The following is a 13815-nucleotide window of genomic DNA, read 5'->3' on the forward strand; positions in this document are numbered from 1 at the left end:
ATAGACGTCATTACACATCGCTTTCGCCATTTGCTTTTCCGTGCCTGGCATTCAGAATGCCGGCTTCGGTTTCAACATAGGTACACCGCTATGGCAAAACCTCCCCTGCCCCTCAAGGAAAGAAAAGTGACCAGCAAAACCATTAGCTCTCTCGTCGCGGCAATCATAGGCGTCGTCCTGTTGTGCGTCTTCTTTGGCAGTTGGTACACGGTCGATGAAACCGAGCGTGGTGTGCTATTGCGCAACGGTGCACTGGTCGGGGTGGTGGAACCGGGGTTGTCATTCAAGACGCCATTTATCGAGTCTGTGCGCATGATCAGCACACAGAGCCAGGTCACCTCTTATGACGACCTCCAGGCCTATAGCAAGGACCAACAGTCCGCGGAGCTCAAAGTGTCCGTGTCCTGGCACATCGCGCCTTCCGATGTGGCGAAGGTCTACACCCAGTTCAAGGACCTTGAAGGCATCCGGGACCGGATGATCAGCCGCCAGGTGCCGACACAGGTGGAAAACGTGTTTGGCAAGTTCAACGCCGTGGCCGCCGTGCAGAACCGCGTGCAACTGGTCAACGACATTTCCAGCGCCATCAAGGCCACCATTACCGGGCCTGTGATCATCGACAGCGTCCAGGTCGAGAACATCGACTTCAGCGACGCCTATGAAAAAGCCATCGAAGCGCGCATGGCGGCCGAGGTGCAGGTCAAGACCCGCGAGCAACAACTCGCCACCGAGCAGGTTCAAGCCCAGATTCGTGTAACCCAGGCCCAGGCGGAAGCCGACTCGCAAGTGGCCCAGGCCAAAGCGGATGCACAGGCCACCGAATTGCGCGGGAAGGCTGAGGCCGAGGCCATCAAGGCACGGGCCCAGGCCCTGGCCAGTAACCAGAACCTGGTGGAACTCACCAAGGCCGAGCGCTGGAACGGTGTGCTACCCACTACCGTGCTGCCAAACAGCGCCCTGCCCTTCATCGACATCAAGTAACTCAAAAGGCGCGGCCAACCCTGGCCGCGCCCGCTTCCTCCCCACTCGCTCCCTTCCCAAGACATTGATCGTCTCGTTAGCGCTACACTTACTGACTGATGAACACGACGTTCACCGTTTGCAGGGAGCTCAACGTGTACCCAGGTAAAAACAAGCCGACGCAACCCTCGATACGCCGATTGCAGCTCCCCTCCCTCGACTCACGTCTTGAGCATTTCTCCCTACTCGGGAACTCACCGACTCCTTCGACAAGCGTTCTGAACGGGAGATTAGTGTGACGACCATTATCAAAAAATATAAATGGCCCGCCTTATTGGCTGTCGCGCTTATTGTCTTTTGCGCGTTGATATTCTTTTTGATCAAGTCATACACGTACGATTCATCGACCTACTTCGAATCCCGTGACTTCATTCGCCAACTCAAGCAATCCGACGCCAACTGGAACGTCAAAATCCTCAGGAAAAAGATCGGCGTCAACAACAACCTGTCGCTGGTACCGCCACCTGAGGCGGCCGGTCGATGGCTGCAGTTGGAGCAGCTCAATAGTTCTGGCCCGCTGGCGGCTCTTTGGGCGTCGAGACGGCAAGGCTATGTGGATGCGGTCAAGAACAAAACCACACTGGTCGATCAATTCCAGCAACACAACGCCAATCTACGCACCTCCCTGGATGCGCTGCCGATTATTGAGGACGACATTCAAACCCTGCTCAAAGAGATACCGTTCGAAAGTCCTGCGGAGCGTCAGGCAGCGGCCTCCAATGTTCTTGAACTGACCCTGACGACGCTGGAGTACGCGCTTTATGTCACCTCAGACAAAGCCAAGGAAGCGCAGAGCCAACTGAGTGGACTGGAACATTACATCGACCAGTTGCCCCCGGCCTCTCGGCCCCTCTTTATCACCCTGACCCAGCACGTCAAATCCATTATCGAGGAACAACCGGTCGTCAATGACCTGCTTGACCGCATCAGTGTTATTCCCGTTGCCCAGGAACTGGACAACATCAATGAGCTGTTGAACGAGACCCAGCGCAGGACAGCCGCAACGGACCGTCAATATCATATCTACCTGGCCGTGTGTGCCAGCCTCATGGCGCTCTTGATGATCTACCTGGCGGTGCGGCTGGTTCGCAGCTACTCCGTCATCAACCAAATCAACCAGGAACTGAAGTCGTCCAATGAGCGGCTCGAGGAGCGAGTGCAAGAGCGTACTCGCGAACTGAAGGAGGCCGAACGCGAACTGGTGGACGCCGCACGGATGGCGGGCATGGCCGAAATTGCCACGAATGTGCTGCACAACGTCGGGAATGTGCTCAACAGCGTGAATATTTCAGCGGACCTGGTGACGCGCAAGTTGAAGAGCAGCAAGACGCAGGGGCTCGGCAAAGCGGTAAAAATGATGAACGAACATGCCGACGACTTGGGCCGGTTCATTACCCAGGATGAAAAGGGTCAATTATTGCCCCGCTACTTCAACGAACTGGTGGACTCCATCGCCGCCGAACAGGCACTGCTGATCGAAGAACTGGCGCAACTGACCAAGAGCATCGATCACATCAAGGAAATCGTCACCACTCAACAAACCTATGCCGGGGCCGCCAGGCTGATCGAAGCGCTCACTATCAGTGACCTGTTTGAAGATGCACTACGCATGAACTCGGGCGCGCTGAGCCGACACCACGTCACCGTCATTAAGGATTACCAGGACGTCCCGCCCATCATGGGTGACAAGCACCGGTTGCTGTTGATCCTGATCAACCTCATCAGCAATGCCAAGTTCGCGATGTCTCATGTCAACGATCACCCGCGGGAAATGACACTGGGAATCCGGACTATCGATGGAACGACGTTGAGCCTCAGCGTCAAGGATCGCGGCGAAGGCATTGCGCCCGATAACCTGGCCCGCATCTTCAACCACGGGTTCACGACCCGCAAGGACGGCCATGGATTCGGCTTGCACAGCTGCGCCTTGGCGGCGGTTGAAATGAATGGCCGACTCCACGTTCATAGTGAAGGACCCGGGCAGGGAGCAGAGTTCACCTTGGAGATTCCACTGGAACCGGCACGCCCCTGATCAGTTGGCGAACCTGACCACTGTAGGAGCGTGCCCTCGGAGCTATTTCACATTGACAGGCCGGCTGCCACGGTTCCTTCTGGCCGGCAATGCGGCGGCGTAGGCCAGCGCTTCCTCACGGGAAGCAAAGGAACCCAACCGGTCGGCCTGGGTGCAGACCCGCCACGGGCCGCTGTTTACGCTGAGCACGTCATAGCCGTTGATGTGCATTTTGGTCAGCATCGCAGTACTCATAGTGACCTCCGTTCGAGGTAAGCCAGGGTTACGTCGTCTACCTTACACTCAGTTTGCGCACCAGTGCCGACCGAGCGTCGTAACCTTCATTGACGCCCCAGGCCCATCAGTGGGAATCCGAATCCCATAGCCAATCCCACAAACCCGGCAAGTGCACCGCCTGGGTGGTGTTCTTGACCGTGCGAACCATTGCCGCTCGCTCCAACGCCTGGCGGTCATCATAGAAGGGCTTGGCGTCGGTCCTCACGCCCGTGTCCCGGGCGGCGTCGAGCAGGATCTGCAAGTATTCCCGAGTGTGGCGGGCGGTATAGCGATTGAGGTCGTGAAAGGTGACCACCACCGGAATCACCCCATCAACCGCAGGCAACTGCCCTGCGGCGATGCCTTCGCGCACCTCGGAGAGCTGGCGCGTCAGATTCATTCGCCGTCGCGGGCTGAGGGTGATCCCCCAGACCTTGCCGTCGTTGGCGCTCAGGTCGGTGAGCAATACATGCAGTCCATGGCGCTGGTAGGCGGCGAAGGTACGCCTGTCGTAGCTCCAGAACGGCGGCCTCACCAGGCTAGGCGCCGCACCGGTGACCGCCGCGATGTCGGCGCCGCCATTGACCAGCGACTGCTCCAGTTCATCAGGATTCAGGAACCGGTGATTGGTGTGCCAATAGGTCGCCGTATGAAAGCCCAGCACGTGCCCTTCTTGCTGCTCACGGCGCATCAACGACCGGCCGATATCGCTTCCGCCGGCCCGTGGCGCGCGGGTTTGAACAAAGAAGACCGCCTTGATCCCGGGCTGCACCGGATTGTCCAAGAGAGCGTCCAGGACCTCCTCGCTGGGGTTCCAGAAACGCGCTGCGCTGGGACCGTCATCGAATGTGAGCAGGAAACGGATCGGAGGTTGCGCCCGCAGGTCTTGCTCAGTCTGCGGGGTCAGTTCGACGGGAGCGCCTATGCAGCCCGACAGCCCAGTGGCAAGCGCTACGATGGCCAGCGCCCTGGCGATGATTCTCATGTTTTGCCTTAAATGAATGCCGTACTTCGTTGCCTTTGATCCCTGGCCCACGGTCTTGAAGCTCACCTTGGAGAAGGTTAACCGGGTTTGGTTCCTGACAGTGAGCGCCGGCCTGAATTTGACCGTCTGGAAATCCGATGGAATTTTCCGCACCGCTCCGTATCCATCCGTATAGAACTAATTAGGGAGGATTTATGGGCGGGCCATCGCTTTACATCATCGACTACGTGCTCCATGGCGAGCCGAAGTCATTCATCATTCGCGCTGAAGTGATGAATAACTCCGAAGCTTGGCATTGGGCCAGTTGCGACGCGGGTGTCGGGCGCATACCCAAATTCGGGCGGGAAAAGGTCAAGCGGGTTTCAAAACCCCTGGCTGAAAAATACGGCATTACCGACGTACGCTGGCGAGCGAGCGTCGCGCCGTCCTGGATCAAGGAGTCCGGCTGACTTAAATAACCCAGTTTCCGGCGCACCGGTTGTCCAGCCGCGCGCCGGATTCTTCGACAGATCCGAAATAACTCAACTACGCTTATACAACAGCATAACCCGCATCTGGCGGGCTTAGTGCTGCCTCATCAACCCTGAATGGAGGTGTGACATGTCCGAAAAAGAGTCCATCACCACGCTGCTTACCTTACTGGAATCGCGTCAGGCAACGCTCACGGCGGCCTGCAAGGAAATCGCCGACTGGGTCGATCACCAGGGCGGGCACCCCACGGCGCTGCGCATCCGGGACCGGCTGAACGACATCGACAAAGATGCTCCGTCGATCCAGAGCGCATTGACCTCGCTCAAGCCTGTCGAGCGGCCATTGCCAAAATTCCGCTAACGCTTTGCGACAGACCGTTCCCCTGAGTTCTACCGGTTGGAAAGCCGATGGAACGAGGGCGTTCTTTGCGCCTCGATATTGATATGTATCGGCGTAAAGAACCGCGAAAGGGAGAACTCTCATGAATGCCAAAGTCCTGCTGTTAATCGCCTGCGCCTGCCCCACCGCTGTCATGGCGCAAGGTTGTGATGTCATCACGCGCTCCCAGAGCCAATCGGTACCGGCGATTGAATCCCACAGCTGCTATGAATACAACGGCATGCCCGCCGAGACCTTGGACTGGTCGTGCAGCAATGAGAACAAGGGCACGGTGAGCACCCAGAAGAGTAAGGTGGAACGTTGCGACGAGGGGTATGTAGCGACGTGCCAAGCCAGACTGACGCAAGAAGCCCTGGCCAATCCGCGCTCGACCAGTAAAGACCGTACGGGTGGGTCCGCCAACATTCCTGACAATGCGCAAGTCACTTGGTACTACTACGGTGCCGAGGATTTGGAACAAGCACAAAAGGACTGCGAAACCACCGGCGGCCGCTGGAAGAACCAGTGACTTCGCGATCCATGCACTTCCCTGTTATCAGCCCTTGCTGTGTTCCGGTGATGACGGGCCTTCCTTGATCCCTCGAGGCCCGGCCACACCCCAGATAATCAAGCCCAGCACGGGCAGGATAATCAGCAGCAAGGCCCAACCCGCCTTGGTTCCGGCAGACTTGTCGCTTCGAAAGACGCTGATAATTGCCCACAGATCCACCAGCAGCAAAAGCACCGCAACAGCGATCCAGAAATAACTGGCTAATTCAGACATGGCCTTATCCTCTTGTCGGTCTAAGGATTAGGCACAACCGCTTGGGCACCGTTCAAAGAATTTGCGTCTTGGTGATCGTGACCTCTATTGCCGCTCATTCAGATAAGCCACCCACTGCTCATAGGCTTCGTGCTGACGCTGGACTGCCTCTTCCCAGGCCGTCCCGGTCATCTGATGCACACAAATAAGCGTCATCATCTCTGATGTCGCCGCATCGAGCTCCACCAGAAGCTCCTGGGATTTGACTTTGAAATCTTCAACGGTGGTCATTTCTTTTCTCTCCCCACTGCCAGGGGCTGGCCATCCACCCAATGACACATGGATTCTTTTTTTCGAATCTGATTCATTCGGGGCGATGACCGGTAGCACGCGCAGCGCTGGCGCTCGACTTGATTGCAGGGCCTGGGCCCATCCATGGCCTGAAATGAACTCAGTCATTCCCATCTCGCCGAGGTCGTATCGAAATATGCTCCCGAAAAGTCGTTATTTGAGTGCACGGGTGATGCCGGGCTCAAATATTGCAGTTATATTTCAGATATATGACAGTCACTGATCGAGCAAAGCTTATGAAAATTCGAGCGACCGTCATCTGCGAGGAGAACCGCCATATTCTCCTGGTTCGCAAAGCCAACAGCCGCTGGACATTGCCTGGCGGTTCCGTTGAGCGCGGTGAAACCCATGCTGGAGCTGCCATTCGAGAACTGGCGGAAGAAACCGGCCTTGACGTCGAAAACCTGCTCTACCTGATGCAAATCTATGACGGTGAAACCGAACACCACGTATTCGAAGCCTCGGTCAGCGACTCAACGGCGGCCAGGCCACAGAATGAAATCAGCGATTGCCTCTGGCATCCGCTGGACGCCATTGCGCAGCTGCAGATGAAAAGAGGCACGCGGGAGATTCTTGAGGCGTTTCGGCGGCGGCTATGAGGAAACGGTTGGCAGCAAACGCGACTGCCAGACCGTTCTGGCGCTATGGGTTCACTTTTTGTTCCAATCGGTATTGAGCGGATTACTCACGGTGTTCTTTTCTTGTGTGTAGGTCCCGTTCTGCTGAGCAATCGCCTCGCCGGTATCGACAATGGCGTTCTGGATAAATACGTTTTCTGCGCCGCCGCGGATAAACGTAAGCTGGTGATAAGCCGTTTTATTTCCCCAGTCTGCGGAAGGCAGGGAGATAAACTTTACCGTGTACGTCTCGTCACTGTGTTGTCCCTGCAAGACATACACGCCGTAATGATTCTCTCCTTGGGAGATGATTTTATACAGTCCGTTGCTGTAGTAATAAATCTCTGCATCGGGAAAGGGTTTCTTATCGTACATCTTCCGATAATGCAGCACCTGCTTGAATGTCGGTTCGCCAAAGTTTACGGCTAACGTTTTCCCATCCCGGGATGCCACTTGCGCTGCATGTGCACCATTGCCAGTTATCAAGACCACCAGGCTCATCATTGCGATTGTTTTCAATTAATACCTCTCCATGGTTAAAAAGATTTCCATACAAGACAGGGGGCAGGAGCCCCATGGCCGCGGCATTAACATCGATAACCAGTGCTGCTGGAATGCCACATCAGGCCAACCCACCTGTTGATCTCAACGCAAAGTGTAGCGGCGCTCGTTAGGAAAAAAACGCGGACTCGCTTTGGGCTGCACTTGGCTTGTTGCTAGTGTGTGCCTTCAGTGACAGGTTTGCGGACAACCCGCAGATTTTACAGCGCAGAAACGAACAAGGGTTTGCATTAGCTTTCGCCCGCAAACCCTTGATTTTAGATGGTGCCCGAAGCCGGAATCGAACCGGCACGCCCTTACGAGCGGGGGATTTTAAGTCCCATGCGTCTACCAGTTTCGCCATTCGGGCGGTAGCGCGGTCAAGCCGTTTGGAGCGGGCAAACATCTGATTTGCCAGGATCCAGCCGGGTGCAGCAGAGGGAGGAATATATACATCCCTCCCCGCCGAAGCAAGGAGGCCTCGGTCCTTTTCAAGACAAAACCTTTCACTGCTTCGTAAATAAAAAAGCTCCGTAAATCAAAGATCTACGGAGCTGTTTTAAAGTGGAGGCCGAAGTCGGAATCGAACCGGCGTAGGTGGATTTGCAATCCACTGCATAACCATTTTGCTATTCGGCCTCAAGACGTTTGATGCAATGCAGCCACATCAACCGCGTACAAACCTGATCAGGAAACAGGACACTTAGTAAGCGCTATCTCCTTGAAAACATTGAGATTTTTTACGTCTCTGTGCGTTCGATGGGCGCAATTATGTACTCATTTGCCTAGGCTGACAACCCCTTGATTTCAAAAAAAATTGTCTCTTGATCGACCTCAGGCCGACACTCGGAGGTGACTGCTTCAGGGTTATTGCGCAGCTATGGGAAGCAAGCGCCCTCGCCTCGGGTCATCCACGGTCTAGAGCAAAACGGCATTGTGCCCGGAGGGGCCCGCTGCATTTTTTTCTTGCCCAGATCGACGCACTGTCGGATAAGACACGGCCTTAGTCGCCTCTTCGAGTCTGTCCATGCCCCGTGCCGGTATCCCCCAGGGTTCGAGCGTCCGCTTACTGATCTACCTGTTGTTTGCGATCCAGTTGGTTTCCATGGGCGCGATGGAGATGAGCGGGCCGTTCTGGCCCGTTCACCTGCGACAACTGACCCGTGATGACGCGGTGTTCAGCTTCGCCAGCACGGCGGTGTATGTCGGGCCGATGCTGGGCATCATCCTCACCAGCGCGTTCTGGGGGCGGATTGGTGATCGCTACGGCCACAAACTGATGATGATCCGCGCGCTCGCAGGCTTGTCCCTGACCCAGCTCGGGCTGGCGCTGTGCAACGACATCTGGGTCATCCTGGTGTTGCGCTTCCTGCAAGGTGCATTCGCCGGCTATATCGCCCCGGCCCAGGCCTATGGCGTCAGCATCGAGGCGCCATCACGGCGGGCCCGGTTGTTTGCCATCCTGCAGATTTCCACGAATGTCGGCTCATTACTGGGGGCGGTGGTGGGCGGGCTGATCCTGGATCATGCGACGTTTTTCTGGATCAACATCGTGGCCTCCGGTTTGTGCGCGCTCTGTACCGTGATTGCGGCCCTGACCCTCCCCCATGTAGCGCCCCCCAGGAATGAAGTGGCCGCCAGGCCCCGCTCCGAACCCTTGCGCCAAGGGCTGTATAACCCGGCGACCTTATCCTTGCTGGGCATCATGGGCCTTCTGCTGCTGGCGAGGATGCTGCCGCAAACCTCGTTTTCGCTGTATGTGAGCTCGACCTTCGACGTCAGCAACGCCATGGTCGGACTTTGCTACGGGTTGCTCGCCCTGGGCTTCATCCTGTGCGCCACTGCCTGGTCGCGCTATTTCGATCAGCGCAACCCGACGCAAACACTGCACGCCATCACTGGAGTTGTGATCGCGTGCATGGCCCTGACCGCCTTGGCCAGCCTGACCCGCCAGCCGCTGGTCTTCGCCCTGGTCTATTTCGTCTGGGGCCTGCTTTTGGGTGCAACCACCCCGGTGCTGACCGCGCTCATTTCCAAAAGTACCGACAACACACACCAAGGCCAGGTGCTGGGGCTGGCACAAGGTGTTTCACAGACGGCATCCATTATCGGCATATCCCTGGGCGCATTACTCAGCCAGGTCTACGGCCTTCAATACACGTATCTATACGTCAGCGTTGCCTATGCCCTAGTGCTGATGCCCCTGATGTTGCTGCGCTCCCGGCCACCGGGGATGCCGGATCGGGCAAGCGAATAACCTCGCGAAGCGATTTGCCCTCACCTGAATGCATGATCGCGGCCAAGATCGACCTTGCGCGGCAGTGAGCGCCTCCACTACCATTGGGAATACTTCTCACTCTCAAAAAAATACAAACAGCCATGAGCGATCCAGGGTCAGCGACCAACGATTGTCACCTGCGCACCATTGCAGACCTCTACAGCGGACACCATGGCTGGTTGTACGCCCGACTCTATCGGAAACTGGGCAACGCGCTGGACGCCGCAGACCTGGCCCATGACACCTTCATCCGCATTCTCGCCTCGAAGGTCGCAATCATCGAAGAGCCTCGGGCGTACCTCAGCTGTGTGGCCGGTGGGATCCTGGTCAACTGGTTCCAGCGCAAGGCGCTGGAGCGCGCTTATCTCCAGGCGCTGGCGTTATTGCCCGAACCCGAAGCCCCCTCCCCGGAACGTCGTCTGCTGGTGCTGGAAACCCTGCATGAGATCGACGCCATGCTCGACACCCTCCCTGGGCCGGTCAAACGGGCATTTTTGTTATCGCAAATCAGCGGCCTGAAATACGCCGACATCGCCAACCAGTTGGGGGTCTCGCTGATCACGGTCAAGCGCTACATGAAGCAAGCGTTCCTGCACTGCCTGATGCTGGTGGACTGAATGAGCCCTCGCGATAGTCATACCCTCGATCCGTCCATCCTCAACGAAGCAGCCGACTGGCTGATGCGCCTGAGCGAAGGCAGTGTCAACGACGCCGAGCGCCAGGCATGGGAACACTGGCGCAACAGCAGTCCGGCGCACCAGCAAGCCTGGGCGCGCGCCGAATTGCTGTTGAGCAAACTGCAAGGCTTGCCGCCCGCCTTGGCCATGCCCTCGCTGGACCGTCCCAGCAACCCCGAGCGCCGTGCCGCCATGGGCAAACTGGCGGCCTTGCTCGCGTTGGCGCCGTTGGCCTGGGGCAGTTGGAAGCTCAACGACTGGCAACAATGGACCGCCGACTACCGCGCACCCGTGGGCGAACGCCGTGACCTGACCTTGACCGACGGCACCCGCGTCACGTTGAACACCGACACCGCCATTGATGTGTATTTCGATCAGCGTCAACGCCTGCTGCTGTTGCGCCGTGGCGAGATCCTGGTGCAGACCGCGCCGGACCCGTCCCCCATCACCCGGCCGTTCATGGTGGAAACCAGCGAAGGTCGGATGCAGGCCCTCGGTACACGCTTCAGCGTTCGCGAGGAAACCGGACACACCCGCCTCGCCGTGCTGGAGGGCGCCGTCAGCATCCAGCTCAAGGGCACCCCTGGAAAAGTCGTCGAGGCCGGCCAGAGCAGCGGGTTTAGCGCGTTTGCCGTTGACGGGCTCAAACCTGTCGATAAATCGGTGCTGGCCTGGACCCAGGGCATGCTGATGGCTGACAACATGCGCCTGGCCGATTTCGTCAGTGAACTGGCTCGCTATCGCAACGGCATCCTGCGCTGCGACCCGGCCATTGCCGATCTGCGGATTTCCGGCGCGTTCCCCCTCAACGACACTCGACTCACCCTGAACATGCTTGCCCGGACTTACGCCATCAACATCAATTCGCGCCTGGGTGATTACTGGATCATGTTGGCGCCGGCGTGAGTCCGGGAAAAAATTCGTCTCAGGGTGATACTTTTTTCGATCCTGGCTGGCTAGAGAACAAACCCTCTGAACAGGATCATTACGCCATGCCCGTTGCCCGCCCCCTGCGCTCGGATCGTAAGCTGAATCTGGCGATTCGCAGCGCGATGCTCAGCGTTGCCCTTTCGACCTTTAGTCCAGGCAGCTGGGCCGCACCGGGTGCGGCGCTGGACAGCGTCGCCAGCCAGTCCTACAACATTCAGCCCGGCCCCCTGGGGCCAACGCTTTCGGCGTTCGCCGTACAAGCGGGCATCGCCTTGTCGTTCGAACCGTCCCTGACCCAAGGCCTGAACAGCCCGGGCCTGTCCGGCCAGTTCACGGCACGCGAAGCGTTTAGCCGGTTGCTGGCCGGCAGTGGCCTGGAGCTGGTGGCTCGCGACGATGGCAGCTACACCCTGCAAAAACGCAACGCCAACGGCGATTTGACCCTCTCGGAAACCACCATCAGCACCACCGAAGCCCGCCCCGGGGATTTGCCACCCGCCTACAGCGGCGGTCAGGTCGCCCGTGGTGGCCGGGTGGGCCTGCTGGGTAATAAGGATCTGATGGACACGCCGTTCAGCGTGAGCAACTACACCTCGGCCCTGATGAAAGACCAACAAGCCGTGACCGCCGCCGATGTGCTGGAACGTGACTCCTCGGTGCGCTCCACCGGCCAGACCGGCGGCATCGTCGACTCGTTTTTCATTCGCGGCTTTCCCGTGGGCGAAGGCAACCTGGGGGAGCTGGCGTTCGACGGGGTGTATGGCGTGGCCCCCAACTATCGGGTGTTCACCGAGTACGCCGAGCGTATTGAAGTAATCAAGGGCCCGGCCGCCCTGCTCTACGGCATGTCGCCCAACAGCGGTGTGGGCGGTGTCATCAACATCGTGCCCAAGCGTTCGCTGGACGAAGACTTGACCCGCGTGACCGCCAACTACGCCATGGACTCCCAAGCGGGCGGGCATGTCGATATCAGCCGTCGTTTCGGCGAGGAGCGCCGCTTCGGCGTGCGGGTCAACGGCAGCCTGCAAGGCGGTGACACGGCGATCGACAAGCAGTCGCGGGATGTGGGCATCGGCTCGATTTCCCTTGACTACCAAGGCGACCGATTCAGGACCAGTCTGGATCTGATCAGCCAGGAAGAACAATGGGACGCCCCTTCCCGGCCGTTCCAAATCGTCAGCGGCGTCGAGGTGCCCTCGGCGGCCAACGGGCGCAGCAACGTCACCCAGGAATGGGCCTGGTCGAAGACGCGCGACAAGTCCGCCTTGCTCAGCGGCGAGTACGACCTGAGCGACAGCCTGACGGTTTTTGGCCACCTCGGGGGCGGAAAGTCTGATGTGGCGAGGCTGTCGGACCAGACACCGACGATTCTGAACAGCGCCGGGGACACTCGCTCGACGCCCGGCTACTACAAGTTCGAAGTGGAGCGCTACACCGTCGATGCTGGCGCCCGGACTCGCTTCGAAACCGGCCCGGTCAGCCACAGCGCCACCTTGCAGCTCAGCCGTTACCGCGACGAACTGCGCCGGGGGATCAATTCGGGGACGCCCCTGTTCTCGAATATCTACCATCCGGTGGAAAGTGACAAACCGTCCATATCCTCGCCGGATGTCACGAAAATCTCCGACACCGAACTGTCGGGCCTCGCCCTGGCCGATACGCTGTCGATCCTTGACGAACGCGTTCAAGTTACCTTGGGACTGCGCAAGCAACGTGTCGAATCGCATAACTACAACAGCACTACCGGCGCACGCACGACGCCGTCCTATGACGAAAGCGAAACCACACCGTTGTTCGGTGCGGTGATCAAGCCTTGGGAACACGTGTCGTTTTATTACAACTACATCGAAGGACTGAGCAAGGGCGATACGGCTCCCGCGACCGCTAACAACTCTGGAGAAATATTCAAACCCTATATCTCTCGCCAACAAGAGGTCGGCGTCAAAGTCGATTACGGCTCCTTCACCTCGACCCTGGCGCTGTTCCAGGTCAAGAAGCCCAGCGGCGAGCTGTCCAATGGCGTGTTTTCGGTCCAAGGCGAACAACGCAACCGTGGCATCGAGCTGAACATGTTCGGTGAGCTGCGCGAAGGCACCCGCCTGCTGGGTGGCGTCACCTTGCTGGACGGTGAACTGACCAAAAGTGGCACCGCGGCCAATCGCGGCAACAAGCCGGTGGGCGTGCCCGAAGTGCAGGCCAATCTCTGGGCCGAATGGGACACACCCTGGATCCAGGGCGTAACCCTCACGGGCGGTGCGATCTACACCGGCAGCCAGTACATCGACCAGGCCAATACCCGTGAACTCGACCCGTGGACCCGTTTCGACGCGGGCGCTCGCTACAGCACCGTGCTGGATGGCCGGCCAACCACCTTCCGCGCCACGGTGCAGAACGTCTTCGACCGCGAGTACTGGTCCGGCGTGGCCTCCTATGGCGCGTTCTCCCAGGGCGCACCGCGCACCTTGCTGCTTTCGGCCACGGTCGACTTCTGAGTTTCCCGGCCCCGACAGCGCCTGCA

Annotated in this window: 15 protein-coding genes and 2 tRNA genes; 10 read left to right on the plus strand and 7 right to left on the minus strand. The window is 58.4% G+C overall.

Going from position 1 to position 13815, the window contains the following annotated elements; translation table 11 throughout:
- Positions 1-126 precede the first annotated feature (126 nt).
- Positions 127-981: an SPFH domain-containing protein gene (locus tag CD58_RS14830; RefSeq protein ID WP_080712552.1), complete on the plus strand. Its 855-nt coding sequence runs from the start codon at positions 127-129 to the stop codon at positions 979-981.
- A gap of 274 nt (positions 982-1255) precedes the next feature.
- Positions 1256-3052, plus strand: a complete 1797-nt coding sequence (locus CD58_RS14835; protein ID WP_025213784.1) for a DAHL domain-containing protein — start codon at positions 1256-1258, stop codon at positions 3050-3052.
- Positions 3053-3094: 42 nt separating this feature from the next.
- On the opposite strand, the gene CD58_RS14840 is transcribed toward CD58_RS14835, so the two are convergent.
- A complete protein-coding gene (locus tag CD58_RS14840; protein ID WP_025213785.1) occupies positions 3095-3286 on the minus strand; it encodes a hypothetical protein in 192 nt (63 codons plus the stop codon).
- A 106-nt stretch (positions 3287-3392) separates the two neighbouring features.
- Positions 3393-4292 carry a polysaccharide deacetylase family protein gene (locus tag CD58_RS14845; protein WP_025213786.1) on the minus strand — a complete coding sequence of 300 codons (900 nt, stop codon included), beginning with the start codon at positions 4290-4292 and terminating at the stop codon, positions 3393-3395.
- A 194-nt stretch (positions 4293-4486) separates the two neighbouring features.
- Between CD58_RS14845 and CD58_RS14850 the strand changes: the two genes are divergently transcribed.
- The 3 genes from CD58_RS14850 (at position 4487) to CD58_RS14860 (ending at position 5670) form a co-directional block, all read left to right on the plus strand.
- Entirely contained in the window at positions 4487-4741 is a 255-nt protein-coding gene (locus tag CD58_RS14850) for a DUF6555 family protein (RefSeq protein ID WP_025213787.1), read from the plus strand.
- Positions 4742-4892: 151 nt separating this feature from the next.
- Positions 4893-5123 (plus strand): hypothetical protein, encoded by a 231-nt coding sequence (locus tag CD58_RS14855; protein ID WP_025213788.1) that lies wholly within the window; start codon positions 4893-4895, stop codon positions 5121-5123.
- 121 nt (positions 5124-5244) lie between these two features.
- Positions 5245-5670, plus strand: coding sequence for a hypothetical protein (locus CD58_RS14860; protein WP_025213789.1), 426 nt, complete (start codon positions 5245-5247; stop codon positions 5668-5670).
- 27 nt (positions 5671-5697) lie between these two features.
- Here the strand turns inward: CD58_RS14860 and CD58_RS14865 are convergent, their stop codons facing one another.
- Together CD58_RS14865 and CD58_RS31670 are read right to left on the minus strand one after the other, a co-directional pair.
- Entirely contained in the window at positions 5698-5925 is a 228-nt protein-coding gene (locus CD58_RS14865) for a PLD nuclease N-terminal domain-containing protein (protein ID WP_025213790.1), read from the minus strand.
- Positions 5926-6009: 84 nt separating this feature from the next.
- Positions 6010-6363 carry a hypothetical protein gene (locus tag CD58_RS31670; RefSeq protein WP_327205540.1) on the minus strand — a complete coding sequence of 118 codons (354 nt, stop codon included), beginning with the start codon at positions 6361-6363 and terminating at the stop codon, positions 6010-6012.
- Between the two features lie 128 nt (positions 6364-6491).
- Here CD58_RS31670 and CD58_RS14875 point away from each other — a divergent pair, with 128 nt between their 5' ends.
- Positions 6492-6854 carry an NUDIX hydrolase gene (locus tag CD58_RS14875; RefSeq protein WP_025213792.1) on the plus strand — a complete coding sequence of 121 codons (363 nt, stop codon included), beginning with the start codon at positions 6492-6494 and terminating at the stop codon, positions 6852-6854.
- A 51-nt stretch (positions 6855-6905) separates the two neighbouring features.
- On the opposite strand, the gene CD58_RS14880 is transcribed toward CD58_RS14875, so the two are convergent.
- The 3 genes from CD58_RS14880 to CD58_RS14890 form a co-directional block, all read right to left on the minus strand.
- Positions 6906-7391, minus strand: coding sequence for a hypothetical protein (locus CD58_RS14880; protein ID WP_025213793.1), 486 nt, complete (start codon positions 7389-7391; stop codon positions 6906-6908).
- Between the two features lie 304 nt (positions 7392-7695).
- Positions 7696-7782 (minus strand) — tRNA-Leu (locus tag CD58_RS14885).
- A gap of 195 nt (positions 7783-7977) precedes the next feature.
- A tRNA-Cys gene (locus tag CD58_RS14890) sits at positions 7978-8051 on the minus strand.
- A gap of 388 nt (positions 8052-8439) precedes the next feature.
- Here CD58_RS14890 and CD58_RS14895 point away from each other — a divergent pair.
- The 4 genes from CD58_RS14895 to CD58_RS14910 all read left to right on the plus strand — a co-directional run bounded on the left by CD58_RS14895 (position 8440) and on the right by CD58_RS14910 (position 13789).
- Complete coding sequence (locus CD58_RS14895; protein WP_025213794.1) at positions 8440-9669, plus strand: MFS transporter; 1230 nt, start codon at positions 8440-8442, stop codon at positions 9667-9669.
- Between the two features lie 122 nt (positions 9670-9791).
- On the plus strand, positions 9792-10307 hold the full coding sequence (locus CD58_RS14900; RefSeq protein ID WP_025213795.1) for a sigma-70 family RNA polymerase sigma factor: 516 nt from the start codon (positions 9792-9794) through the stop codon (positions 10305-10307).
- Positions 10308-11273 carry a FecR domain-containing protein gene (locus CD58_RS14905; RefSeq protein ID WP_025213796.1) on the plus strand — a complete coding sequence of 322 codons (966 nt, stop codon included), beginning with the start codon at positions 10308-10310 and terminating at the stop codon, positions 11271-11273.
- Between the two features lie 86 nt (positions 11274-11359).
- Positions 11360-13789 (plus strand): TonB-dependent receptor, encoded by a 2430-nt coding sequence (locus tag CD58_RS14910; RefSeq protein ID WP_025213797.1) that lies wholly within the window; start codon positions 11360-11362, stop codon positions 13787-13789.
- Positions 13790-13815 lie beyond the last annotated feature (26 nt).

This window comes from Pseudomonas brassicacearum, assembly GCF_000585995.1.
GTDB classification, from domain to species: Bacteria; Pseudomonadota; Gammaproteobacteria; order Pseudomonadales; family Pseudomonadaceae; genus Aquipseudomonas; species Aquipseudomonas brassicacearum_A.